Consider the following 22,440-nt stretch of genomic DNA (forward strand, 5'->3'; position numbering starts at 1 on the left):
ATCGCCGCAGACTTCGCAGGGCTGTCGTTCCAGCAGACCCAGGCGCATGGCGTTCCGCACCGTGAGGTGGGCGAGGTAGCTTCGCGGGTTCCGCTTCCGCCAACGCTGTTGCCGGGTCGGCCGCCGGGTGCTATCGTCTGCCTCGGTAGACTGATTTTTGCCCTCGGTCGCGGTTGCCGCCGCACCGGGGGTTTTCCTTGCCCCCATCATCGCGCCCCCTCGACAAAGCCGGTGAGGCCCGCATCGGTCAGGCGAAGACGCACTTGATTGGCGTGGCCGGGGCTGAGACAGTCGATGATTTCGACGGGCTCGCCGGGACGGTGCACGGTGATCGTCGTTCCACCGTCCCGTGTCTCGACGCGGTAAAAGCCGCGAGGCTTCAACGCCATGAGATCGTCAAGGCTCAGATCGCTTGCGGAAAACATCACGCCGCGACCCCCGCGCGGGTCTTCTCCCACGCTTCGATTTCGGACAGGCGCCAGCGGGCGCAGCCGGGGGTGAGTTTCACAACGCGGGGAAAGCCGGGCTGTTCTTTGGCCCAGCGCCACACGGTCGGGCGATGAACGCCCCAACGCGCGGCAAGGTCTTTATCGGAAAGGAAAGTTTCTTGCATCTGTCGCAGTCCTCAGTTTGACTAACGACAGGATGCGACAGGCGGCTCGGGTAATTCGTGGGGTCTTACCCTTTTTTCTTCGGGTTCCGCACCGACCCCTTAATCGTCTCTGAGCTCACTTTAAATTCTGCCGCAAGCATTTCGCGAATGCGCGTCCATGTTCTGCTCGGTTTCTCCCGGAACAGTTCGTTCGCCCGCTCCTGCGCTTTCTCGCCGTGCCGGTTCGCGAAGCTCCCGGAGGAGCGGATTGTTCGGCCCCGCTCGCTGGCTTTCAATTGACGCTCACCGCAAAGGGCTTTGTCTTCCCATTGAAATTTTACCTGAGCCAGCGCCCATTTCACGCCAGCATCAAAAGCATGTCGCGCAGCTAGGTCTGCGTTCTTATTTTCAATTTCAATTTTCGCGCAATCAATAGAGCATACAATAACATGAGCAAAGTCCGAAGGCGAATGCTCTGGCGTTTCCTCTGTATAAGGCTCATGGGCAAGAATTGACCTTGAAGTCTCATATGCCCGCTTTGACACCGCACCGAAGATGCCGCCGTATTTCTTAATATCGTCGTTCCATGTGCTCCATGACGCCCGCACCCTTTCCATATCCTCGCGGTTCCGCACGTCACCCATGTTCACTTCATACGAGGTGATGCCGGTGCCGAACTTCCACTTCTTCATCCTGCCGCCTCCATCTTGACCACCTTGGCCCCAGCCTCGCCCCGCAGGAACGCGCCCCATGCGGCCATCATTTGGCGCCGCCGGTCCAGCATGTCGGACCGCCGATAGGCCCTTTCCACGTCGCTGCCAACGGTATGGGCGAGCGCAATTTCGGCCATGTCGCGGGGATAGCCACGTTCGGCCGTCCAGTCGCGGAAGGTCGAGCGCAGTCCATGCGGGACAGCAGGGCGCCCGGATCGCGGGTCGAGATAGCCGCCCTCGCGCGCCTCGTTGATCCGCCTCATGCACGCCGAAAGCGCCATGTCCGACAGCATCCCGCCACGTGCCGCCGGGAAGGCATAGGAACTGCCCGCCATCCTCGGCAGGGCTTTCAGCAGCACCACCGCCTCGGCCGTCAGCGGCACGCGATGTTCCCGGCCTGCCTTCATCCGCTCTGCGGGTATCGTCCAGAGCCCCGCCGTGAGGTCAAATTCCTCCCATGTCGCCCCACGCACTTCGCCCGAGCGGGCAGCCGTCAAGGCCATCAACTCCAAGGCCCGCGTTGCCATGCCGTCCCGGCCGCGCAGGTCCGCGAACCAGTCGGGCGCATCGGCCAGCGCCAAGGCGGGATGGTGCGCGACCTTTGCCACCTTGCCGGGCTTGGGCAGGATCGCGTCGAGATTGCCCTTCCAACGGGCCGGATTGTCGCCCGTCCGGTGCCCGGCCACGGTCGCCCATGCCAGCACCGCCTCGATGCGCCCGCGCAGTCGGGATGCCGTCTCGGTCTTGCTCGTCCAGATCGGTTCAAGCGCCCGCTGCACGTCCGACACGGTGATTTCGTCCACCAGCATCGGCCCGAGCGCGGGCACCGCGTAGGCGTCCAGCGTGGATCGCCATTGGGCCTTGTGCTTTTCGTTGCGCAGTTCGCCCAACTTGGCGGCGCAGTATTTTTCAACCGCCTTGGCGAAGGTAAGCCCGCGCCGCTGTTGCGCCGCCAGAGCGGCCCGTGCGGCCTTGCGCTGTTCCACGGGGTCTATGCCCTGCCGGATCATGTCCCGCGCCTCCCGCGCCCGCTCGCGAGCTTGGGCAAGAGTTACGTCAGGATAGCCACCAAGACCAATGTCTCGCCGCTTGGCCCCCACTGTCGCGCGCAGGATCCACGACTTGGCGCCGGTCGGGGCTACCTGCATCATCAGCCCCGAGACGCCGCCCACCGCGAAAACCGCGTTGCGCCCCCGGCCGGGGTGTTCCAGCCGCTTCACGTCTAGGGCCGAAAGTTCCTTCGCCTTCCTCGGCACGGTTCGAGGCCCCCTTCTCTGCGCCCAACGTAAAACCCATCAAAAAGCATGGCATTGGACGTTACGGATTGCAACAGGGGGATACAGGGGGACGCTATATTTTGTTGGGAGACGGGGCAATAATGCGCCGGGGTGCTACATGCTGATACAGGGCAAGGGCTGCCTGTCTCTCCGCCACTCGCCCTCGCGAAAGCGTTCTCCCGATCCGGCTGCGGCCGGAGTTTCTCGTTGTATTAGAGGGTTATGCGGGAGGGGCTGAGCACTGGCCTCGTCGCCAGAAGGCCCGGAAGCGGTCTCTGAGGGCCGATATTCTCCGGACCTCATGACTGCGCCGATTTGGTGAATAGATTTCAAGTATCTGGAATTGCTATATTTTTCTGAGGCTGCGGCTGAACACTTCGATTTCAGGGTCGCGCGTCGAGAAGGAACCGAAATCGAACCTATGCATAGTCGAAGTATCAGTCGGACCCTGGCAAAAGGGATAGCCCGAGTTCTTTCAGGAACGAGTTGTGTCTCGAAGTTGCCTCTCGGATCTGGTTTCCGATGTCGAGCAACTCCTTCTGCGTAGAGCCCAAATCGATCTCTACCTCGTCAACGGCGGTACTGATGTATCGCGAGATGTTGAGGTTGTAGCCTTCTTGAGCGATGCGCTCCATGCTCACGCGCTTCGAGTAGCGGTCCTCTTCCTTGCGGAACTGGTACGTTTCAATGATCTTGCCGATGTGCTCATCCGTCAGCTGGTTCTGACGCTTGCCCTTCGCAAAGTGCTCCGCCGCGTTGATGAACAGGACGTCATCCGGCTTTTTGCACTTCTTTAGGACGAGAATGCAGACCGGGATGCCGGTCGAGTAGAATAGGTTCGCTGGCAGGCCGATTACCGTGTCTATGTGACCGTCCTTCAACAGCTTCGTCCGGATGCGCTCCTCTGCCCCACCCCGGAAAAGCACGCCGTGAGGGAGGATGATGGCCATAACGCCCTCATCTTTCAGGTAGTGAAACCCGTGCAGCAGGAAGGCGAAGTCGGCGGCCGACTTGGGCGCAAGCCCGTAGTTCTTGAACCGCACATCATCGCCCATCGCTTCGGTCGGCTCCCAGCGGAAACTGAACGGCGGGTTTGCCACCACGGCATCGAAAGAGGGCTTCTTGGCGGGGTTCAGTTCGCGCAGGATATCCCAATCATTGGCCAGAGTATCGCCGTGGTAGATTTCAAATTCGGTGTCCTTCACCCCATGCAGCAGCATGTTCATGCGGGCGAGGTTGTAGGTCGTGATGTTGCTTTCCTGACCGAATATCTTGCCAATGCCATGCGTGCCCATCCGCTTGCGAACGTTCAGCAAGAGCGAGCCCGATCCGCAAGCAAAGTCCAAGACGCTAGCCAATCGGTCCTTTTGGCCCGTCGCGGGTTCCTGGCTGTCCAAGGTCACGATCGCCGATAGAATGTCGGAAATCTGCTGCGGGGTGTAGAACTCGCCCGCCTTCTTGCCCGAACCGGCGGCGAACTGTCCGATCAGGTACTCATAAGCATCGCCAAGATGATCCACCTCGGACGAGAACTCGGCCAACCCGCGGGCGATCTCGGCGATGATCGAACACAGTTTTTTGTTCTTGTCCGCCTGCGTCTTGCCCAGCTTTTCCGAGTAAAGGTTGATCTCGGAGAACAGGCCACCGAAGGTGCTCTGGAAGGACTCTGTTTCAATATACTTGAAACCTCTGTCTAGCGTCAGCAGTAGCTCATCGCTTTGTATACGGGCAAGGTCGGCAATGTTGTTCCACAGATAGGGTGGCTGGATTACATAGTGCACCTTGCGGCGCATCTGCTTTTCAAATTCAGCCACATCGTCTGGATTACGCCGATACCAGAGCTGCAATGGAGTCGCGATGTCCGACTGCCTCGGATCTGCAACATCCAGTGGCATCTCTTCGATGCTCCGTGCGCTCTGCCGAGCTTTCGCAGCCTTCTCGGCTGCTTCGGCCCTCAGGGCGGAAACCCGTGCTCGTTCAGCCGCAACGTCCGAGTCACTTGGATAGTCCCCCCCCAGCTCTCGCTTCGCTGCCGCCTCGTAGTTGTCCGACAAGTAGCGCAGGAACAGGAAGGACAGCATGTAATCGCGAAAGTCGTCCGCGTTCATCGCTCCGCGCAGCGTGTCGGCGATGTTCCAGAGCGTCTTGCCCAGTTGCTTTTGGATTTGGTCGTTCATTGTGCGGGTGCTTCCTCAGGGGCGTCGACAGGCGCAAGTGCGGGTGCGGGCGCATGAAGGACAAAGTTGTACTTGTCCTTCAAGCCCACGAAAACCCTGTCAAAAAGTTCTCGTGAGTCCTGCTCCAGGATTTCGCCTTCGAAGTAATACACCTTCTTATGCGAAAGCGTGTTGATGACACGCGCGACATCCTCGGGATCGCTGATGCCTATTTCTCTCAGGACATAGCCAAACTGGCCAACTCCAAGGAACGACGCGACATTCTCCAACACCTGACGCAGCAGCGCGAAGTGAAATGCCCGTACCTCATTTGCTGCCCACGCTTGTTCAAGCAGTTGCAGAAGGCGCAAGTGGTAAAGCAACACGTCGTTGTTCGGGCTCTCCAACGCAAGCTCACCATTTTTAGCGCTTAGAATGCCAATTTTCGCATGCTTCTTGAACTTATCAGCCTTCTCACCCTTCTTCAGCCAATCGGCTAGGATCGCGAAAAACCCAAGGTGATGCGTCGTGATGATGAACTTGCGCTTCTGGAAGTGGTCTTCGATCAAATCGAACAGGGTTGAAGCGGTGATGAAGATGTTATGATCATCCAGGCTGGAAACCGGATCATCGATAAAGAAGTGGGATGCCTGCTGGTCTGCCCATCCATCCACCTCGAAAAGCGCGAGGAAGAAGCACCAGACGAAAATCCGCTCTTCCCCGCGAGAAATCTTGAAGGGGACTTTTGTGACGATGTTGGCGTCATCGGGGTCAGGAACTTCCTGAAAGAACGACACCGCTTGAATGCCATCCTGTGGGTCGTCGTAGTAAAGAAACTCAAAACGATAGCCCGGCTTGAAGCGGTTCAGCTTATCGCGCACGTTGTCTTCGGTCAGCGCGCTGTGGAACTTGTTCAGGCTGCACTTGCGGATATCCAACTGAATGGGCGTTCCATCGTTCTCGGGATCGTTCTGCCAGACGAACAGATCCTCGCTGTAGGCGTTGTAATAGACACCTGAGTGCGTGCCTGCCTCGTCTTTGGTCGCATCCTTGTAGGCGACCGAAAGCCGCGTCTTGCCGGTTGCGTTGAACGCATAGACCAAAACGATCTTTTCTTTTGCTTTCAGGAGGGTGTCAGCAATGTCGGAGTGGTTCATGAATCTTTTTCTTCAATGGTTGGGAAAAGCTGCTGCATTAGCCCCTTCTTGTGCGCGGCCAACGTGTCGAGCTTTCGCGTCTCGGCAGAAATGAGGTCGTCGAGGGAGCTGAGGCAGTCGGCGATGCGCTGTTGTTCGTCAGTCGTGGTTGGAACAAAAACAACAATGTCGCCGATCTTGGTTGGCGAGGTGTGACGGACTTTCGCTCCAGATGCCGTGTCATGGATCGCTTTTCGAACCGGGAGCGTATTAAGTACGTGGAAAAAGAACTCGTTCAACCAAGCAACTCCAGGCCTTTTTGTCACCAGGCCAAGTCTTTGATTATGTAGAAACTTGTCAGACTGGGGAACGAGAGCCGGACTGCCAAGCAAACCAGCCGCCTGTTCGGTCATGGCAATCAGCATGTCTCCCTCGTTGAGCACATATTCACGCGGAATTTCGCCGTTGAAGTATTTCTGTTTCTCGCCTCGATCGCGGTATCCGCCCTCCTCGTAGAAGTTACCGGGTGTGAGGAGAACATAGTCACCTTCATTGCTGAAGAACTCACTTTGGAAAGCGTAGCCGTGCTTTATCTCACAGAGCTCGGAGAACGTACTTCTTTCCCAACCACCCGTCCCTTCAAACTCAGGGAAGCGGAGGCGGGGTTGGGTTTCGCCTTCCTGGGGGAAAAGCTGCTGCATCAGGCCCTTCTTGTGGGCCCTCAGCGCCTCCACCTTCCGACCTTGCGCCTCGATCAGCGCGTCAGCTGAGTCCAGACAGTCGGCGATCTTTTGTTGTTCCTTGAGAGAATTTGGACCGGCTGGGACCGGCACGGGCAAAGCCAAGAGATCAGTGTTGTTGATGCTGAGAGAGCCATGAGCGCGGGCTCCAATTTCAATGAACTTCCGCAACCACCGCCCGTGCAGATTGCCAAGAAACAGGTAGTTCAAATACTTCGGGGAAGTCGCCTCGCCTTTGATGCGGAAGCAAGTGAATATGCTGTTGGGGACGGCAGCAAGCTTTTCACCGGTGTAAAGCGCGATAAATCCCTCGGGGTATTCTTTTGTCGCGCTCTTGTTGTAGGCAAAGTCATTCTTCTGGAGAAGCAAGTAGTTCTTGTAAGAATCACCCGCGATGATCCGCCCGAACTTCTCCATTTGGCTGACAAGGCCAACGCCGGAAGTGATGCTCATCGGGACACAGGTCTTGTCCCCGACCTTCTTGGTGCTGATCGACGCGACAGAGCCAAGGGAAACATTCTCCCAAGCCCCAGCATCCTGAAACTCGGGAAAACGCCGTTCAGGCACGAACGCAGCCCCGCCGCCCGTCGCGGCAGACGATTTCAGCTTACTGCTCATATGCACTCAGCCCCGAAATCTCACGCCCACCGGCGCGCTTCAACAGCAGCGGCATCAGGTCGGCCATCAGGTCCAGTTCCTTCACCCGCCGTGCCTTCCAGTTCAGGCCAAGGGGCCCCATCAGGTCGGTCAGCGCCTCGCCATCAAAGATCATGCGTTGCAAGATGGTGTCGACAAAGCCTTGCAACGCTTCGGTCGCCAGCCCGTGCTTGCCCGCGATGCTTGCCAGTTCCGCCGCGTGCTTCTCCGCCTTGAATCGACTGTAACCGTCGCGGATGACCCTTTCGCTTAGTCCCTCGCCCGCCTTGAGGGTGTTGATATAGGCCGCGATATCCTCGCGCTCATCCATGAACTTGGCATCTGACTGGATCAGGCCGATCAATTCCTCGCGGCTCATCTTCTGCTTGCCAGGTGTTGCCTCGGAATAGCGAGCGATCAGACCCATGATGTAGTCATAATCGATGACGGCCGAGGCGAAGAGGACGAATTCGAAGTCCAGTTGGTCGGCGTCCTGGCTCGGCGCGCCATCGCCCTGATCATGGCCCTTGCCCTGCTGGGCCCTAAGGCGTTGGGCCGTTTCGAGATACGCACCGCGGAAGCCAAGCAGGTTTTCGCGCGGCAGGACCTGCTCGATATCATCGCGGTTTTCTTCGGTCAGGTCGGTGTACTGGTCAAGCTGGGTCTTGAGGCGCTGGACCTCTTTGAAGTGTTCAATGAACGCCGCGCGGGCCGCATCGCCCTTGAGCTTCGGCACCGCATCCGGGGCGCAGTCGAGGCCCTGCGATTTCATGAAGGAATCGAGATTCTGCACCGCGGTTTCTAGCTTCTGGATGACCACGGGCGCCTTGTCGACCAGCCAGATTTCTCGGGCTTTCTCGGCGGCGGCCTCGCCTGAGAACAGCGCAATGGCGGCATCGACCGCGCCCTGTTGCTGGCGGAAGTCGAGGATGTTGCCATAGGGCTTGGTGGCGTTCAGCACCCGGTTCGTGCGCGAGAAGGCCTGGATCAGTCCGTGATGCTTCAGGTTCTTGTCGACGTAGAGGGTGTTCAGGAACTTAGAGTCAAAGCCGGTCAGCAGCATGTCGACGACAATCGTGATGTCGATCTTGTGGTGTGGTTGGTTCGGGTAAGCCTTCTTGAGGTCAGCATCCGGCCATTGCTGGTCTTTGATGCGCTTCTGCACGTCCTGATAATACAGGTCGAATTCGCCGATCTTGTGGTTGGTGCCGTAATGGGCGTTGTAGTCGGCGAGGATGGCTTTCAGCGCCTCCTTCTTCTTATCGGGTTCAACCGCGTTGTCTTCCTTCTCCTGCGGCAGGTCCTCCTGGATCTGCTTTACGTCCGGATTGCCCTCGGCAGGCGGGGAGAAGACGCAGGCGATGTTCAGCGGTTGGAAGCTGGGATCGGCGGCCAGCTTCTCGGCCTGCACGGTCTTGAAGAGTGCGTGATATTCGATGGCGTCATTGATCGACGATGTGGCAAGCAGGGCGTTGAAACGACGCTGACCAGTGGCTTGGTCATGCTTGGCGAGGATCGCCTCGATTACGGCCCGTTTCGCCAGGGGTTCGCCCGGCTTGGGCAGGGTTTTGCCCTGTGGCTTGAAGTAGTCCACATGGAACCGAAGGACGTTGCCGTCTTCGATGGCGTGGGTGATCGTGTAGGTGTGAAGGCGCCGCTGGAAGAGGTCGTCCGTCGTCTTCATGCTGGCTTGGGTGTCTTCGATCTTCTGCTGGGCGGCGTTTTGGTCGAAGATGGGCGTTCCCGTAAAACCGAAGAGCTGGGCGCGCGGGAAGAACTCCTTGATGGCCCTGTGGTTCTCGCCGAACTGGGAACGGTGGCATTCGTCAAAGATGAAGGCGATACGCTTGTCGCGCAGGGGTTCTAGCTGTTCTTTGAAGCTCTTCTTGCCGTCCTTCTTCTGCTGCTTGTTGCGCTTGCTGTTCTCGTCCAACGCGAGCCCCAGCTTCTGGATCGTGCAAACGATGACCTTGTCGGCGTAATCATCCGAAACAAGCCGGCGAACAAGGGAAGCGGTGTTGGTGTTTTCTTCGACGCAGCCTTCCTGAAACTTGTTGAACTCCTCGCGCGTCTGTCTATCGAGGTCCTTGCGGTCCACAACGAAGAGGCACTTCTCGATGTCGGGATTGTCCTTCAAAAGCGTTGACGCTTTGAAAGAGGTAAGCGTCTTGCCGCTGCCAGTCGTGTGCCAAATGTAGCCATTGCCGCAGTCTTGGGCGATGGAGTCGACAATCGCCTTCACCGCATAGACTTGATACGGCCGCATCATCAGGAGCTTTTGCTCGCTTGCGACAAGAACCATGTAGCGGCTGATCGTCTGGCCGAGGGTGCACTTCGCAAGAAACGTCTCGGCGAAGCTGTCGAGGTGTACAACCTTCGCGTTGTCGACATCCGCGAACTCATAGACTGGCAGAAAGCGCTCGTCGGCATTGAAGGCAAAATGGCGCGTATTGTTGTTCGAGAAGTAGAACGTTCTATCACGATTACTTACAATGAACAGCTGCAGAAAGCACAGAATTGTCCTAGTATAGCCGTTCCCCGGGTCATTCTTGTATTCGACTATCTGCTCCATGGCACGACGCGGGCTTATGCCGAGAGTCTTGAGTTCGATCTGAACGACTGGCACGCCGTTGATCAGGAGAATGACGTCATAGCGATGGTGGCTGTTGTCCGTATTAATACGGAGCTGATTGACCACCTCAAAGGAATTCTTGCACCAGTCCTTTATGTTAACGAGCGTGTAGTTCAGCGGCGTGCCGTCATCGCGGGTGAAATTGCTCCGCTCTCGTAAGATTCGAGCTGCTGTGAAAACGTCTGGGGTAACGATTTCATCGAGCAGCCGCTGAAACTCACTATCGGTAAGCGTCACGCGATTCAGTTGTTCGAACTTCCGCCTGAAGTTCTCTTCCAGCGTGGCCCGATCACGGATATCGGGGCGATATTCATATTTGAGATCTCTTAGCTTGGCGACCAGATCCTCTTCAAGATCGCGTTCAGCTTTGCTCATTGTCGTTGCAGCATTCATCGCGTGAACAGTCCCATCGAACAGAACAAGGTGTCTGAAATCGGGTCGAAACCTTTATCCAAAAGATGCCCTGCACCGCAGGGGCCCTCGATAGTCTTCGTGCCAATATTTTTCTTAATCAATCGTCCGCCCCGTCGGCTTTATCGGAGCTGTTTTGTTGTCCGTTTTCAATACCTTTCAGGCGATCGTACTCTTCGACCGCCATCACTACAACGACCGGTCGTCCGTGCTTTGCAACTGCGACAGGCCCAGCCCGGGCGAGATCAATCAGTCGGCCGAAGCCGTACTTCGCGTCTTTCGCGCTCAGGGTCTGCATCTCACTCCCCGCCCTTGGCCTTTCGTATTATTGGCCATTTTGGCCCAATGAAGCAATAGGAGTTGCTGCGCGGGATGTAGGAAATCAGATGGTCAGGTGTGGCCGAAGGTGCTCTTCTGTTCGTTCCAGCTATGCGGAAACGGTTCAAGCACACGCGCCAGCGTCACCACCGGGCCCGGCTTCCCGTCCAGGATCGCCTCGACGATGTCGGGCGCGATTAGGGTTAGGCGCAGAACGCGGGTCATGTACGACGGCGCGATCCCCTCGCGCTCGGCCAGTTCGGCGACGGTCGCGAACTCGCCCGACTCCAGCATGCGCTTCCAGCGGAAAGCGCGGGCCAGAGCCTTGACCAGCGCGCTATCGATCTTGCGCGGTCGCGCTGAGCCCTCGGGCATCTGCATCTCCTTCCGTCCACCGCGCTTCACAACGCGGAACGGGACGTAGAGCGTCACAGTCTCGGGGATCGGCGACCCACGGCTCATGCGGCCTCTCCGATACTGCCAGCCAGCATTTCGCGCGCGAGTCCGCTGAGGCCATCAACGCGCAGCCGGACGTTCAACCCGTCCGTGCCGATGTCCACGCGCTCAACCATCAGCGCCACGATGCGCGCCTGCTCGGCGGGGAAGAGTTCCTCCCACAGCGGGTCGATCTGCTGCAGGGCTACGCGAGCCTCGGCCTCAGTAATGTCGGCGGCATGGGCGCAGGCGGCCTTCCACGTGCCCGCCACGATCTCCGGCTGGCGAAACACAGTGCGAAGCTGGTCGATGACCGCGGCCTCGATCGCGCCCGCTGGCACGCGACCCACCGGGCAGGATCCGGCACCGTGCTTCAACACCGCTTGGCTGACATAGTAGCGGTAGAGCCGGTCGCCCTTGCGCGTGTGGGTCGGTGAGAAGGCGGCGCCATCGGGCCCGAACAGTAGCCCCTTCAGCAGGGCGGGCGTGTCGGCGCGTGTGCGGGCGGCGCGCTTCCGGGGGCTCTCCTGCAGGATCGCATGGACACGGTCCCATGTCTCGCGATCGACGATGGCGTCGTGCTCGCCGGGATAGCTCTCGCCCTTGTGCACTGCCTCGCCGATATAGGCGCGGTTGCTGAGGATCCGATAGGTGTATTTTTTGTCGATCCGGTTGCCGCGTGGCGTCCGGATGCCGCGTGTGCCAACCTCTCGCGCCAGTTCCGTGCACGACCCGATCTCAAGAAAGCGCGCGAAGATCCAACGAACCTGTGCTGCGGCCTCCAAGTCGACCACCAGCTTCCGGTTCTCGACGCGGTAACCGTATGGTGGCACCCCGCCCATCCACATGCCCTTCTTCCGGCTGGCGGCGACCTTGTCGCGGATGCGCTCGGCCGTCACTTCGCGCTCGAATTGGGCGAACGACAGCAGGATGTTCAGCGTCAGCCGCCCCATCGAGGTGGTCGTGTTGAACGACTGCGTGACCGAGACGAACGTCACGCCGTTCCTGTCGAATACCTCTACCAGCTTGGCAAAGTCGGCGAGCGAACGGCTGAGGCGGTCGATCTTGTAGACGACGACCACGTCGACCAGCCCGTCCTCGATGTCCTCCAGCAGCCGCTTGAGGCCGGGCCGTTCCAGCGTGCCGCCGGAGATGCCGCCGTCGTCATACTGATCGCGGACAAGTACCCAGCCCTCGGACCGCTGGCTGGCGATGTACGCCTCACAGGCTTCGCGTTGGGCGTGCAGGCTGTTGAACTCCTGCTCCAGCCCTTCCTCGGAGGATTTCCGAGTGTAGATCGCGCAGCGCAGTTTCCGGACCATTCCTGATTTCGCAGGGGCCTTCGTCATGTCCGCGCCCTCCGATTCTTGAGGCCGAAGAACACCCAGCCATTCCAGCGCGTGCCCGTGATGGCGCGCGCGATAGCGGACAGCGACTTGTACGGCCGCCCCTGCCATTCGAAGCCGTCGGCCGTGACGGTGACGATCTGCTCGACGCCCTGCCATTCGCGCAGGAGGCGCGTGCCGGTGATCGGGCGGTCGCGATCGGCACGGATGCTGCGCTTCTTGCTGTCGCCGCCGTCCAGTTCCTCGCCCAGCCGCTCAAGGCGCCGGATCGTCTCCGGCTTCAGCCCGCCATAGGCGAGCTCCTGGATGCGATAGGCCAGCCGGCTTTCGAGGTAGCGGCGATTGAAAGGTGGTGGCTCGCTGTCGAACAGCTCGCGCCACTGTTGCTTCAGGTCAGGCGTCGGCGTGGTCTTGAGCGCGGCCAGGCGCGCGGGGATCGGATCGTGGGTCGTCATGCGGTTCTCCGGTGAGTTGGAGTTGCATGACGGCATTGGTCGGTCGGAGAGTGTAGGCAAATTTCTCCAGTATCGTCAGGGTGTTCGTCTCGCTCTCGCATCCGCAACCGAACCAGCCCAATCGCCAGCAGGCGGCAGAGTTCGGTGCGGCGCTCGGGGGGCGTCATCTGGTCGGGTGGCAGTGGGTTCGACCCCAGCCGCGGATATGTCGGTGCGTTTCGCATGGGGGAAACGCTACCCGCGCACCCTCTGAAAACAACCGGAATCAATGGCTTATGGGAGTTCCGCGTAAGCCTGCGCAGAGGATGGGAACCGGCGGAGCCTCAGTGACGGGTCGCCGGCGCGACCTCGGCATCGGTGTCGAGAACCAGCGCCGATCGCCAGAGCGGTGTCTTGACGAACAGCGCATCCTCCGACCGGTACCGGCTGGCGCCGTCCTGCTTCTCCAGAAGGCCGGCCCAGCAGAGTGGGCGTAGCACCTGGACGTAGAGGCTGCTCATCATGGTGTCGAACCCGACCTCCGGCTCGCCATAGAAGACGCGCCGGAGGTCGGCGCCTGTCGCGCCGTCCTCGGTTTCTACGTTCAGCACATTCAGGAAGACGTCCCAGTTGCCGAGGATCGGCGCATCGTCGAAGCGTGACATGCTGGCGTGGTTGAGGCGGAACAGGAAAAACGGGACGACCGTGCCGAAGATCCGACCTGGATGGCCGACCAACGCCTGGCCTGCCTTGGTCAGGCGGAACTCGCCCTTGTAGTGTCGGCCGAGCTTCATCGCGATCATCAGGTCATGCAGCACCATGAGGGGGGCGAAGTCGGGCTCGTTCAGCACCTTGTTGACGGCGAAGAGGTCCGCCTCTGTGTGGCCTGGCCAGTCAAACTCGGCCGCGGCCCAGTGCACGAAGATCCGTTTGAACGCCTTGGACGGCGTCAGGGGGATGCCGCCGTGCTCGCCGATCCAGGCGGAGGTCTTCGCGATCCCGCGGACCAGCGGCGAGAACGCCAGCGACGGATCGGCATCGTCGATCTCCCGAAACGCGATCATGATCGCCGATCCTTGCGCGCCAGATCAGCCATGGCCTTGCTCAGCAGATGTCGCGGGATGCTGACCAGCGCGAAGCGTTTCTTGTCCGATGGCGCCACATCATGGGGCGCCTCGATCACCAGTTCGACGTGATCCTCGCTGGCGTGCAGTTCCAAAGTGATGTCGGCGTCTTCGAAATCCACTTCGTGGCGGCGACCATTTCGGCCCCGGATGATGACGTGCGCCATGCTCAGATCTCCCGCGCGAACCAGCGGATGCGGCCGACGATATGAATCTCGTCGGCCGTTCTTTCGTATTCGGGATAGTGCTTGTTGTCGGAAATCACGCGAACCGTTGGCGGATCGCTGTTGGCGATGTGCTCGAGCCGCTTGGCGACGAGTCCCATGCCGTCGTCGAGAACAAAGATGCCCGGCGGGTTCGGGGCGCGGCGCGTCATGTCAACGAGAACCGTGTCGCCGTCGAGCAGCGTCGGGGCCATGCTGTCGCCCTCGACATGCATGATGCGGAGCTGGGACGGGGTGGCCTTGAGGCTGTTCCGGATCCAGGAGCGCCGGAAGTGGTAGGCGCGCTCGGCGCTGTCGCCATGGTCCTCGACAACAGCGCCACCGCCCATCGACGGACGAGGGCTTGCATGCGCGATCGAGACGAAGGTCTCGTCCGGGTTCTCGATGAAGGGCGACGGGCCCTCGACCTCGCCGATGCCGTGGATCAGCCAGTCGCGGTCCACCTTCAGCACGCGGGCAACTTCGGCCAGCCGGTCGATGCTCGGGCGCGCGGAGCGGCCGCGCAGGATGTCGTAGACAAAGGAGCGGTTCACGCCGGCCATCTCGGCGACGTGGGCGGGACTGATGCCAAGCTGGTTGGCCCGGGCCCTGAGGCGGTCGGAAAGCGTGTGGTGCTCGGTCATGACATCCCCACCCAGCTGTGGATGAAATAGGATAAAATCGGATTGATCGAGGCCCGTCAAGCGAATAAGAACAGAAGGTAAACATCTTACACGGGAATCGGCACGGAGGGCAGTGAATGCACATTGACAAATTGTACTTCACGCTCCCCGAGATCCTCGACCGGTGGCAGATCACGGAAGCGGACCTGATCTACCTCGCGGAGAACGACAAGCTCCGCCTGTCGGTGCGGGTGTTCGGCGTGCCCATGGAGTTCGGCGACTACGAGGAAGGTGCGGACGGCGAACCCTGCCGGGTGCCGTGGGAGCAGAACTACTACAGCGGCCTGCTCGATCTCCATGCCCGCGATGTGTTCCAGCTTTTCCGGTGCGGTGAGGTTCATCTCGCGAGTTTTCGGACGCCGAGGGCCGACTACGCGGAGACCTGGGGCGATGCGCAGCCCGTCCTCGTCATGATCGGCGACCTGCTGCTAAGGCGCGATGAACGCGACCGTTTCGAGGTCGAGACCGGGTTCTCGCCCGGCGGACAGCCGATGGAGGAGGCCACCTTCATCCACTCGGCCGACTATCTCGAGGTTCGCTGCGACGGCTGCCGGTTCAAGCTGGGCCCGATCCAGGCGGAGGTCGTGCGCGCGCTGCACGAGGCAGCGCAGGCCGGCGCGCCCTGGCAGAACGGCAAGGCGATTCTGTCGCGCGCCGGCTCTAAGAGCCTGCGCATGGCCGACGTCTTCAAGTCGCAGAAGGACTGGCGGCATCTGATCCGCTCCGACCGGCGCGGCGGATACCGTCTGAATCTCGACTGAGCGATCCCCGTCCGCCCGGTCCCTGTGGGATCGGGAGGGGGATGGGTGAGGGATGGCGGCGCCCCGTCAACGGCCAAGAGCCAGTCCTGCAAGGACCGACTGATCCCCCTCCGCATCCCCCGCCAGTCCCCACGACATCCCACACCGTAATTGCGCACTGTCTCCTCAACGACGACACGAGAGGAGACACCGATGCTGCAGAGGCATTGCCTGAACCAGAAGGAGCTGGCCCGGCGCTGGGGGATCTCCCACCGGACGCTGGAACGCTGGCGCTACAACGGCCAGGGGCCGGCCTTCCTCAAGCTCGGCGGACGCGTGCTCTACCGGCTCGCCGATATCGAAGCCTTCGAGCAGAGCCAGCTGCAGCGTGCCCTGAAAATCAGCGAGGCGGTCGCGCGCGTCGGTCATTCGCCCCGTCGGCTGACCGCTGACCCCGCGCGGGCCGCACGGGTATGCTGATGGTCGCCGCAACCCCGATCGGCGCCCGCGTGGCGACGCCGAAGCTCACCGATGTCGAGCTCTACGCCTGGATCGCACAGGCCGAGGCTGGCGCCCGGATCGAGTATCACCGCGGCTTTCTCGGGATCGACGTCACGCCGGTGATCTCGACCCTGCCGGAGCCCGAGCGCCGCCAGCTCGCCGACCTCGGTCAGGCCGCGCTGGGCGCCTTCGAGAAGGGCCTCGTCCACCTCGTGCAGGAGCGCGTGGGCCCCGACCACTTCGCCTACATCGCCGTCGCGCGACCCAGACCCAGAGCCGCCAACGCCTCGCTCTCGGCGCTGCTCCTCGAAGAGCGCGCCGCGTGATGGCTTTGCCATTCCCTTCCAACGGAGACCCCGCCATGCCGCACCCCGACAATGCCCCCCGCCTCATTGACCTCGAAGGTCTCGCCCTCGGCGACATCGCGGCGCTGCCGCCTGAGATGCTGCTGGATCTGCAGACGACGGCGCTCGCCGAGACCGCCCGCGTGAAGCGGCTGCGGGACCGGCTCGAGGCCGGGATCGCGCAGCGCTTCGAGGCCGCCGTCGCGGCCGAGCGGGCCGCGCAGGGCAAGACCAGCGGCACCGTTCGGGTCGAGGACGAGGGCGTCGTGATCGTCGCGGACCTGCCGAAGAAGGTCTCCTGGGATCAGGACCGGCTTGCCGCCATGGCCGAGCGCATCCGCGCCGGCGGCGACGATCCGACCGAGTATCTCGAGATCGCCTACCGCGTGCCCGAGCGGCGCTTCGGCGCCTGGCCCGCGGCGATGCGCGAGGGCTTCGCGGACGCGCGCAGCGAGACCACCGGCAAACCCGTCTTCCGGCTCGAGGCTCGAGACCGGTGACGCGCGGCGGCGGGACGCCCGCACGGCAACGCCGGGCAGGTTCCCCTTCGGCACCCGGTCACCCCCGCCGCCGCGCACCCTGAACGCAACTCCCGGAGAACCCCATGGCCTTCCGCATCATCACCGCCGACGAACGGCTCTCGACCGCCGAGAACAAGACGTCCCTAGCCATCTTCGGCCCGCCCGGCGTCGGCAAGACGACGCTCCTGAAATCCCTGCCCGCCGAGGAGACGGTCTGTCTCGATCTCGAGGCCGGCATGAAGTCGGTGCAGGACTGGCGCGGGGACTCGATCCCGGTGCGCAGCTTCACCGATTTCCGCGACCTCGCCGTGCTGATTGGCGGCCACGATCCGGCCCAGCATCCGAAGTCCTGGTATGGCGCCGAGTATCACGCCTGGCTGCAGCAGCAGTATCTCGGCACCGGCATCGAGGACTTTCTCGCCCGGAAACGGATCGTCTTCGTCGACTCGATCACCGACCTGACGCGGCAGGCCATGGCCTATGCCCGCCAGCAGCCCGAGGCCTTCTCCGAGCGGACCGGGAAGCCCGATGTCCGCGGCGCCTACGGGCTCCTGGGCCGCGAGGTGATCCAGGCGCTGAAGCACCTGCAGCACGCCCGCGTCAAGACGGTGATCTTCGTCGGCGTGCTCGAGAAGATGACCGACGAGTTCGGCACGGCGACCTGGCAGCCGCAGATGGAGGGCACCAAGGCCGGGCGCGAATTGCCGGGCATCGTCGATCAGGTGGTCTCCATGCAGCTCTTCGGCCGCGACGCCAAGGGCGACTGGACCCTCGATGAGACCTCCGCCGAGCGCCGGCTCGTCTGCCGCTCCGGCAACCCCTGGGGCCTTCCCGCCAAGGACCGCTCCGGTCGTCTCGACACGACGGAGCCACCCGATCTCGGCGCGCTGATCGCGAAGATCGACGGCCGCGCGCCCGCTCACCCCGCCACCCCTTCCTGATCCAGACGCAAAGGACAGACCCATGAGCTACGATCTCAACGACGCCCAGCCGCAGATGGCCCCCATCGGCGAGCTGATCCCCGACGGCACCTTCGCCAAGGTCCGCCTGACCGTGCGCCCCGGCGGCGTCGACGGCGCCACGCCGATGGACGCAAAACTCCTGAAGGCCTCGCAGTCGAGCGACGCGAAGATGCTGGACTGCGAGTTCACCATCCTCGAGGGGCCCCATGCCCGGCGGAAGTTCTGGCAGAGCTTCACCGTGGCGGGCGGCAAGGTCGACGAGAAGGGCCAGTCGATCGGCTGGAAGATCTCCAAGTCCACCTTTCGGGCGATGGTCGACAGCGCTCTCGAGCTCGATCCCAGGGACGAGAGCCCCGACGCCAAGGCCAAGCGGGTGCTGCCCGGGCTCAAACATCTCGACGGCATCGTCTTCGTCGCGCGGATCATGGTGGAGCCCGCCTCGAACCCGCAATACCGCGACCAGAACCGCATCGCCAACGTCGTTCTGCCTGACGAGCCGCAGCATGCCGCGATCATGCGGGGCGAAGCCGTTCCTCCGGAGCCCGTCAACGCCCCGCCGCGCAAGGCCGCGAGCGCGCCGGCGCCGGGCTGGCAGGCGCCCACGCCGGCATGGGGCGCGCAGCCGCAAGCGCCGTCCGCGGTTCCGGCCTGGGGCGCGCAGGCGCCGGCCCAGCAGCCTCCCGCCCAGCAGCCGTCCGCCCAGCAGCCGCCTGCGTCCCCGCCGAGCGGAGCGCCGGCGACCGGCATGCCCGCCTGGCTCAATGGGTGAGGCGCGATCGGCAGCGCGGCGGCGGAGGTCAAACCGGCCTTCGCCGCTGCCCGAGGTCCGGCGCGATCCGGCCGGGCCGATGACCCCGGATGAATGGCAGGCGCACGTGACGCGCGAAGCGGCGCTGGAGATCGGACGATGGCTCGAGGCCCGAGGAAGACTGCACGCCCCCATCGCAAGCCTCAGCCTCGGCGACCTCGAAGCCATGGCCAGCAACGCGATCTCGCGCTGGATCGTGCTCCAGTCCGAAAAGCTCCAGAGGGCGGGTTGGCCGCCCGAGGACCCGATCGGGAGCTTCTTGCTCGGGTAGCGCTCTGCGCCGTCTGCGCCCGAGAGGCGCGCGGCTTCGGCTACTGCCACGGCCTCCGCTGGGATCGCCATCCATACCACCGCTTCTGCTCGCGCCGCTGTCAGGACGTGGGCAGCGCCATCGCCCAAAGGAACAACGGCATGATCGACAAGACCGCGCGCGAGGCCCGTGCGATCCGCGATGCGCGGACGCTCTTCGCCGAAGCGCTCACCGACCTCGGGCTCATGGAGCCCTTCTTCCACCGCAGCGCCGAGGACATCGACCGCCTGATCGAGGCGGCCGTCACCGGCTACATCGACAGCATGCAGGACCAGGCCGCGCGCAAGGAGCGCAACGGCACGGTCCTCGACGACCCGATCCCATTTTAGGAGCGCGGTGATGATCGACCTGAACGACGACACCGCGTCCTGCAGCTGGAAACCTCTGCTCGAGGCGGCCACCGAGAACGCCGTCACCGACTTCGAGATCGAGTTCTGCGACAGCCTCCGCGAGAAGCTCGCGCGGTTCGGCGAGAGCGCCCGGCTGACGGACGCGCAGTTCCACAAGCTGACCTGCATCGCGCGGGCCGGCGGGTTCTGGGAGCGCGAGCGATGATCGACCTGAACCATGGCTCGGGTTTCCTCTACGGCGCCGGCGCGCCGCGCCCGCCCATTGCCGAAGCCGTGTCCGCCGCCATCGACACGGCGCTGTCCGCGCGCCACCGCGCCGAGCGTCCGCGCACCTATGTCAGCTCCTCGGGTCTCGGCCGCGACTGCCTGCGCCAGATCCAGTACGACTTCCTCGCGGTCCCAAAAGACGAGGGCCGTGAGTTCGCGCCGCGCACGCTGCGCATCTTCGAGGCGGGCCACCGGGCCGAGGACATCGTCGCGGGCTGGTTCCGGATCGCCGGCTTCGACTTGCGCACCGAGCGCCCCGATGGTCGCCAGTTCGGGTTTGAGGCCCTCGGCGGGCGCTTCAGGGGCCATATCGACGGCTGTCTCGTGTCGGGCCCCGTCGCGATGGACTATCCCGCGCTCTGGGAGAACAAGGCGCTCGGCGCGGCCAGCTGGAAGGATGTGGTCAAGCGCGGCGTCAGCCTCGCACGGCCGGTCTACGCGGCCCAGATCGCCCTCTATCAGGCCTACATGGAGCTGCCGGCCCCGGCGCTCTTCACCGCGCTGAACCGCGACACGATGGAGCTGCACGCCGAGCTCGTGCCCTTCGGTGCGCATCTCGCGCAGGAAATGTCGGATCGCGCCGTCGCCGTGGTTCGGGCCTCCGAGGCCGGGGAATGGCTGCCGCGCGCCGCGGCCGAGCCCACGGCCGTCCTCTGCCGTGGCGGCATGGCGGCCGGCAAGTGGCACGCGCCCTGTGCCTGGGCGACACGGTGTTGGGGAGATCGGTCATGATCCCTGACGCCTACGAGCTCAAGCGGATCGTCCGCGCCCATCGCGAGCGGTTCTGGTGCTCCGACCTTCTCGGAGCGGCGGAGTTCGCGCCGATCTATTTCTTCGACGATCAGGCCGCCTTCGACGGCGATATCGTAGACCACGCGATGACCCGGGTGCTGACCGGTCCGCTTCGGCTGCCGCATCCCTCCGTGATCTTCGAGGTGCGCGAGCAGCGCGCGTCTCCCTCGGGCCTGATCGTCTGCGCCCGCGCCGACGGTGATATCGTCGAGGCCACGTTCCTCATGCGCAAGCGGGCGCCGCGCGGCTGGACGGATTGCCTGGTGCGGATCTGGATGCATCCGGACGGCAAGGCGGAGATCGAGGGCAACCCGGCCGAGCGACACGACGAGACGGTCCGCGGTCACGGCGAAGTCGCCGCCGGCATCGTCTGGCGCGCGCTGACCATCCTCGGCGCCTCACCTGAAATCCGCGACCGCAAGGTGTCGCTCGCGAAACGGTCCCGCCTGTCCCGTGAGGGCGTACGCGGTTGGGTCTGGCGTCAGGTCGCCATCGATCCGGCTCGCCTTCAGGCAGCGACACCGCCGCAGGGCGGCAGTCACGCCAGCCCGCGCTGGCATATCCGACGCGGTCACTGGCGGCAGCTCGCCGACGGGCGCCGGGTCTTCGTCCGCCAGTGCGAGGTGGGCGATCCAACCCGCGGTGGGATCGTCAAGGATTACGCAGTGGAGGCACGCCATTCATGACCGAGTTCACCCCATCCGCCACGCAGGCCGCCGCGATCCGCGAGATCAAGGAGTGGTTCGAGACCCGCACAGAGCAGCAGCAGGTATTCCGCCTGTTCGGCTATGCCGGGTCCGGCAAGAGCACCGTGCTGAAGTTTGCGCTCGAGGAACTCGGCCTCTCGCCCCACCGCAGCGCGAAGGACGGCCGCTGCGTGCCAGGCGTCGTTACCGCCACCTTCACCGGCAAGGCCGCGCTGGTGCTGACCCGCAAGGGCACGCCGGCGCGCACCATCCACAGCCTGATCTATTCGGTGATCGAGGCGACCGAGGAGGAAATCGAGGAGGCTGCCCGAAAGATCGCGGTCGCCGAACGCGACGCCCGCCGGCTGACCGGGTTCGCGCGCACCACGGCCGATGCCGCGATCGAGGCGATGCGCCAGGGGCTCTCGGCCATGAAGCATCCGCGCTTCGCCCTGAATCCGCAGAGCGACGCTGCCGACGCCCGGCTCATCGTGCTCGACGAGGTGTCGATGGTTGGCGAGGAGATGGCGCGCGACCTGATGAGCTTCGGAAAGCCGATCCTCGTGCTCGGGGATCCCGGCCAGCTGCCGCCGATCCGGGGCGAAGGCGCCTTCACCCGCGACGAGCCGGACGTGATGCTGACCGAGATCCACCGCCAGGCGGCCGAGAGCGCGATCATCCGCCTCGCCACCATGGCGCGCGAGGGCCGGCCCATCGGCTTCGGCGTCTACGACGATCATGTCGCAAAGCTCCGCAAGGGCGACATCACGCCGGAACAGGCGCTGCGCGGCGGCCAACTGATCTGCGGGCTGAACGCCACGCGGCTGCAGATCAACAACGCCATGCGCGCGGCTGCGGGGCTCGGTGGGACCTGGCTGCCCACGGGGCCGGCCGAGAAGATCATCTGCCTGAAGAACCAGAACGATCTGGGGCTGATCAACGGGATGTTCGTGACGCTCGAGGACATCGTCGACGAGGGCAGCCTCTACTTCTCCGCCGTCGTCCATGACGAGGACGGGCGCCACATCGGCGAGCCCTATGAGGACGGGCGCCCGGGCCGGCTGCGCATCTACAAGGGGCATTTCGAGGATCACGTCGCCTACGACGACAAGCGCCATGACCGCGACTACAAGGAGAAGCGCCTGCTGACCGAGGCGACCTTCGGCTGGGCGATCACCGCTCACAAGGCGCAGGGCTCGCAGTGGGAGAATGTGATCGTCTGGGACGACGGGCTGGGCCGCAGCGAGATTGATCGGCGCCGCTGGCTCTACACTGCGATCACCCGGGCCGAGCGCGGGCTCGTCCTCCTGGCCTGAGGGGCGC

At 62.9% G+C, this 22,440-nt stretch carries 27 protein-coding genes; 12 read left to right on the forward strand and 15 right to left on the reverse strand.

What is annotated here, in order from left to right:
• Nucleotides 1-206: 206 nt before the first annotated feature.
• From DSD19_RS05495 to DSD19_RS05565, 15 genes are all read right to left on the reverse strand, one after another.
• On the reverse strand, nt 207-425 hold the full coding sequence (locus DSD19_RS05495; RefSeq protein ID WP_113668828.1) for a hypothetical protein: 219 nt from the start codon (nt 423-425) through the stop codon (nt 207-209).
• Nucleotides 425-613, reverse strand: coding sequence for an AlpA family transcriptional regulator (locus DSD19_RS05500; protein ID WP_113668829.1), 189 nt, complete (start codon nt 611-613; stop codon nt 425-427). The genes DSD19_RS05495 and DSD19_RS05500 overlap by 1 nt, the downstream gene beginning before the upstream one ends.
• Before the next feature lie 65 nt (nt 614-678).
• Nucleotides 679-1,284 (reverse strand): hypothetical protein, encoded by a 606-nt coding sequence (locus DSD19_RS21380; protein ID WP_133260365.1) that lies wholly within the window; start codon nt 1,282-1,284, stop codon nt 679-681.
• Entirely contained in the window at nt 1,281-2,561 is a 1,281-nt protein-coding gene (locus tag DSD19_RS05505) for a site-specific integrase (protein ID WP_075785233.1), read from the reverse strand. The genes DSD19_RS21380 and DSD19_RS05505 overlap by 4 nt, the downstream gene beginning before the upstream one ends.
• A gap of 458 nt (nt 2,562-3,019) precedes the next feature.
• Nucleotides 3,020-4,759 carry a type I restriction-modification system subunit M gene (locus DSD19_RS05510; RefSeq protein ID WP_113668830.1) on the reverse strand — a complete coding sequence of 580 codons (1,740 nt, stop codon included), beginning with the start codon at nt 4,757-4,759 and terminating at the stop codon, nt 3,020-3,022.
• Complete coding sequence (locus tag DSD19_RS05515; protein WP_113668831.1) at nt 4,756-5,895, reverse strand: AAA family ATPase; 1,140 nt, start codon at nt 5,893-5,895, stop codon at nt 4,756-4,758. The genes DSD19_RS05510 and DSD19_RS05515 overlap by 4 nt, the downstream gene beginning before the upstream one ends.
• Entirely contained in the window at nt 5,892-7,232 is a 1,341-nt protein-coding gene (locus DSD19_RS05520; protein ID WP_113668832.1) for a restriction endonuclease subunit S, read from the reverse strand. The genes DSD19_RS05515 and DSD19_RS05520 overlap by 4 nt, the downstream gene beginning before the upstream one ends.
• Nucleotides 7,222-10,275, reverse strand: coding sequence for a type I restriction endonuclease subunit R (locus DSD19_RS05525; protein WP_113668833.1), 3,054 nt, complete (start codon nt 10,273-10,275; stop codon nt 7,222-7,224). Before DSD19_RS05525 ends, DSD19_RS05520 begins: the two co-directional genes overlap by 11 nt.
• A 118-nt stretch (nt 10,276-10,393) precedes the next feature.
• Nucleotides 10,394-10,591 carry a type II toxin-antitoxin system Phd/YefM family antitoxin gene (locus DSD19_RS05530; protein ID WP_113668834.1) on the reverse strand — a complete coding sequence of 66 codons (198 nt, stop codon included), beginning with the start codon at nt 10,589-10,591 and terminating at the stop codon, nt 10,394-10,396.
• Between the two features lie 92 nt (nt 10,592-10,683).
• Complete coding sequence (locus tag DSD19_RS05535; protein ID WP_113668835.1) at nt 10,684-11,073, reverse strand: hypothetical protein; 390 nt, start codon at nt 11,071-11,073, stop codon at nt 10,684-10,686.
• The gene (locus tag DSD19_RS05540) at nt 11,070-12,395 is read right to left on the reverse strand and encodes a recombinase family protein (protein WP_113668836.1); all 1,326 of its coding nucleotides are present in this window, start codon (nt 12,393-12,395) and stop codon (nt 11,070-11,072) included. The genes DSD19_RS05535 and DSD19_RS05540 overlap by 4 nt, the downstream gene beginning before the upstream one ends.
• Entirely contained in the window at nt 12,392-12,847 is a 456-nt protein-coding gene (locus DSD19_RS05545) for a DUF2924 domain-containing protein (RefSeq protein WP_113668837.1), read from the reverse strand. The genes DSD19_RS05540 and DSD19_RS05545 overlap by 4 nt, the downstream gene beginning before the upstream one ends.
• 323 nt (nt 12,848-13,170) lie before the next feature.
• Nucleotides 13,171-13,890 carry a hypothetical protein gene (locus tag DSD19_RS05555; protein ID WP_113668839.1) on the reverse strand — a complete coding sequence of 240 codons (720 nt, stop codon included), beginning with the start codon at nt 13,888-13,890 and terminating at the stop codon, nt 13,171-13,173.
• Complete coding sequence (locus DSD19_RS05560; protein WP_113668840.1) at nt 13,887-14,117, reverse strand: hypothetical protein; 231 nt, start codon at nt 14,115-14,117, stop codon at nt 13,887-13,889. The genes DSD19_RS05555 and DSD19_RS05560 overlap by 4 nt, the downstream gene beginning before the upstream one ends.
• A 2-nt stretch (nt 14,118-14,119) precedes the next feature.
• A complete protein-coding gene (locus tag DSD19_RS05565) occupies nt 14,120-14,797 on the reverse strand; it encodes a S24 family peptidase (RefSeq protein WP_113668841.1) in 678 nt (225 codons plus the stop codon).
• 131 nt (nt 14,798-14,928) lie between these two features.
• Here DSD19_RS05565 and DSD19_RS05570 point away from each other — a divergent pair, with 131 nt between their 5' ends.
• The 12 genes from DSD19_RS05570 (at nt 14,929) to DSD19_RS05625 (ending at nt 22,433) form a co-directional block, all read left to right on the forward strand.
• Complete coding sequence (locus DSD19_RS05570; protein WP_165828049.1) at nt 14,929-15,597, forward strand: hypothetical protein; 669 nt, start codon at nt 14,929-14,931, stop codon at nt 15,595-15,597.
• Between the two features lie 192 nt (nt 15,598-15,789).
• The gene (locus DSD19_RS05575; protein ID WP_094022092.1) at nt 15,790-16,056 is read left to right on the forward strand and encodes an AlpA family transcriptional regulator; all 267 of its coding nucleotides are present in this window, start codon (nt 15,790-15,792) and stop codon (nt 16,054-16,056) included.
• Entirely contained in the window at nt 16,050-16,403 is a 354-nt protein-coding gene (locus tag DSD19_RS05580; protein ID WP_113668843.1) for a hypothetical protein, read from the forward strand. Before DSD19_RS05575 ends, DSD19_RS05580 begins: the two co-directional genes overlap by 7 nt.
• A gap of 35 nt (nt 16,404-16,438) precedes the next feature.
• The gene (locus DSD19_RS05585) at nt 16,439-16,921 is read left to right on the forward strand and encodes a hypothetical protein (protein ID WP_113668844.1); all 483 of its coding nucleotides are present in this window, start codon (nt 16,439-16,441) and stop codon (nt 16,919-16,921) included.
• Nucleotides 16,922-17,025: 104 nt separating this feature from the next.
• Nucleotides 17,026-17,883, forward strand: a complete 858-nt coding sequence (locus DSD19_RS05590) for an ATP-binding protein (RefSeq protein WP_113668845.1) — start codon at nt 17,026-17,028, stop codon at nt 17,881-17,883.
• Nucleotides 17,884-17,905: 22 nt separating this feature from the next.
• Nucleotides 17,906-18,673, forward strand: a complete 768-nt coding sequence (locus DSD19_RS05595) for a hypothetical protein (RefSeq protein ID WP_113668846.1) — start codon at nt 17,906-17,908, stop codon at nt 18,671-18,673.
• A gap of 79 nt (nt 18,674-18,752) precedes the next feature.
• On the forward strand, nt 18,753-18,983 hold the full coding sequence (locus DSD19_RS05600) for a hypothetical protein (protein ID WP_113668847.1): 231 nt from the start codon (nt 18,753-18,755) through the stop codon (nt 18,981-18,983).
• Nucleotides 18,984-19,123: 140 nt separating this feature from the next.
• Nucleotides 19,124-19,351, forward strand: a complete 228-nt coding sequence (locus DSD19_RS22020) for a DUF6511 domain-containing protein (RefSeq protein ID WP_113668848.1) — start codon at nt 19,124-19,126, stop codon at nt 19,349-19,351.
• A 10-nt stretch (nt 19,352-19,361) separates the two neighbouring features.
• Nucleotides 19,362-19,577, forward strand: coding sequence for a hypothetical protein (locus tag DSD19_RS05610; protein WP_113668849.1), 216 nt, complete (start codon nt 19,362-19,364; stop codon nt 19,575-19,577).
• Complete coding sequence (locus DSD19_RS22225; RefSeq protein WP_113668850.1) at nt 19,574-20,371, forward strand: hypothetical protein; 798 nt, start codon at nt 19,574-19,576, stop codon at nt 20,369-20,371. Before DSD19_RS05610 ends, DSD19_RS22225 begins: the two co-directional genes overlap by 4 nt.
• The gene (locus DSD19_RS05620) at nt 20,368-21,117 is read left to right on the forward strand and encodes a hypothetical protein (protein WP_113668851.1); all 750 of its coding nucleotides are present in this window, start codon (nt 20,368-20,370) and stop codon (nt 21,115-21,117) included. Before DSD19_RS22225 ends, DSD19_RS05620 begins: the two co-directional genes overlap by 4 nt.
• Nucleotides 21,114-22,433 (forward strand): ATP-dependent RecD-like DNA helicase, encoded by a 1,320-nt coding sequence (locus DSD19_RS05625; protein ID WP_113668852.1) that lies wholly within the window; start codon nt 21,114-21,116, stop codon nt 22,431-22,433. The genes DSD19_RS05620 and DSD19_RS05625 overlap by 4 nt, the downstream gene beginning before the upstream one ends.
• The last annotated feature ends 7 nt before the right edge of the window (nt 22,434-22,440 follow it).

The sequence above is a fragment of the Rhodovulum sp. BSW8 genome (assembly GCF_003314725.1).
GTDB classification, from domain to species: domain Bacteria; phylum Pseudomonadota; class Alphaproteobacteria; order Rhodobacterales; family Rhodobacteraceae; genus Rhodovulum; species Rhodovulum visakhapatnamense.

Excerpts from the sequence above, each read along its gene's own strand:
- DSD19_RS05495 (WP_113668828.1), bottom strand. The coding sequence starts at position 425 with ATGTTTTCCGCAAGCGATCTGAGCCTTGACGATCTCATGGCGTTGAAG.
- DSD19_RS05500 (WP_113668829.1), bottom strand. The coding sequence starts at position 613 with ATGCAAGAAACTTTCCTTTCCGATAAAGACCTTGCCGCGCGTTGGGGC.
- DSD19_RS21380 (WP_133260365.1), bottom strand. The coding sequence starts at position 1,284 with ATGAAGAAGTGGAAGTTCGGCACCGGCATCACCTCGTATGAAGTGAAC.
- DSD19_RS05510 (WP_113668830.1), bottom strand. The coding sequence starts at position 4,759 with ATGAACGACCAAATCCAAAAGCAACTGGGCAAGACGCTCTGGAACATC.
- DSD19_RS05515 (WP_113668831.1), bottom strand. The coding sequence starts at position 5,895 with ATGAACCACTCCGACATTGCTGACACCCTCCTGAAAGCAAAAGAAAAG.
- DSD19_RS05520 (WP_113668832.1), bottom strand. The coding sequence starts at position 7,232 with ATGAGCAGTAAGCTGAAATCGTCTGCCGCGACGGGCGGCGGGGCTGCG.
- DSD19_RS05525 (WP_113668833.1), bottom strand. The coding sequence starts at position 10,275 with ATGAATGCTGCAACGACAATGAGCAAAGCTGAACGCGATCTTGAAGAG.
- DSD19_RS05530 (WP_113668834.1), bottom strand. The coding sequence starts at position 10,591 with ATGCAGACCCTGAGCGCGAAAGACGCGAAGTACGGCTTCGGCCGACTG.
- DSD19_RS05535 (WP_113668835.1), bottom strand. The coding sequence starts at position 11,073 with ATGAGCCGTGGGTCGCCGATCCCCGAGACTGTGACGCTCTACGTCCCG.
- DSD19_RS05540 (WP_113668836.1), bottom strand. The coding sequence starts at position 12,395 with ATGACGAAGGCCCCTGCGAAATCAGGAATGGTCCGGAAACTGCGCTGC.
- DSD19_RS05545 (WP_113668837.1), bottom strand. The coding sequence starts at position 12,847 with ATGACGACCCACGATCCGATCCCCGCGCGCCTGGCCGCGCTCAAGACC.
- DSD19_RS05555 (WP_113668839.1), bottom strand. The coding sequence starts at position 13,890 with ATGATCGCGTTTCGGGAGATCGACGATGCCGATCCGTCGCTGGCGTTC.
- DSD19_RS05560 (WP_113668840.1), bottom strand. The coding sequence starts at position 14,117 with ATGGCGCACGTCATCATCCGGGGCCGAAATGGTCGCCGCCACGAAGTG.
- DSD19_RS05565 (WP_113668841.1), bottom strand. The coding sequence starts at position 14,797 with ATGACCGAGCACCACACGCTTTCCGACCGCCTCAGGGCCCGGGCCAAC.
- DSD19_RS05575 (WP_094022092.1), top strand. The coding sequence starts at position 15,790 with ATGCTGCAGAGGCATTGCCTGAACCAGAAGGAGCTGGCCCGGCGCTGG.
- DSD19_RS05580 (WP_113668843.1), top strand. The coding sequence starts at position 16,050 with ATGCTGATGGTCGCCGCAACCCCGATCGGCGCCCGCGTGGCGACGCCG.
- DSD19_RS05585 (WP_113668844.1), top strand. The coding sequence starts at position 16,439 with ATGCCGCACCCCGACAATGCCCCCCGCCTCATTGACCTCGAAGGTCTC.
- DSD19_RS05590 (WP_113668845.1), top strand. The coding sequence starts at position 17,026 with ATGGCCTTCCGCATCATCACCGCCGACGAACGGCTCTCGACCGCCGAG.
- DSD19_RS05595 (WP_113668846.1), top strand. The coding sequence starts at position 17,906 with ATGAGCTACGATCTCAACGACGCCCAGCCGCAGATGGCCCCCATCGGC.
- DSD19_RS05600 (WP_113668847.1), top strand. The coding sequence starts at position 18,753 with ATGACCCCGGATGAATGGCAGGCGCACGTGACGCGCGAAGCGGCGCTG.
- DSD19_RS22020 (WP_113668848.1), top strand. The coding sequence starts at position 19,124 with ATGATCGACAAGACCGCGCGCGAGGCCCGTGCGATCCGCGATGCGCGG.
- DSD19_RS05610 (WP_113668849.1), top strand. The coding sequence starts at position 19,362 with ATGATCGACCTGAACGACGACACCGCGTCCTGCAGCTGGAAACCTCTG.
- DSD19_RS22225 (WP_113668850.1), top strand. The coding sequence starts at position 19,574 with ATGATCGACCTGAACCATGGCTCGGGTTTCCTCTACGGCGCCGGCGCG.
- DSD19_RS05620 (WP_113668851.1), top strand. The coding sequence starts at position 20,368 with ATGATCCCTGACGCCTACGAGCTCAAGCGGATCGTCCGCGCCCATCGC.
- DSD19_RS05625 (WP_113668852.1), top strand. The coding sequence starts at position 21,114 with ATGACCGAGTTCACCCCATCCGCCACGCAGGCCGCCGCGATCCGCGAG.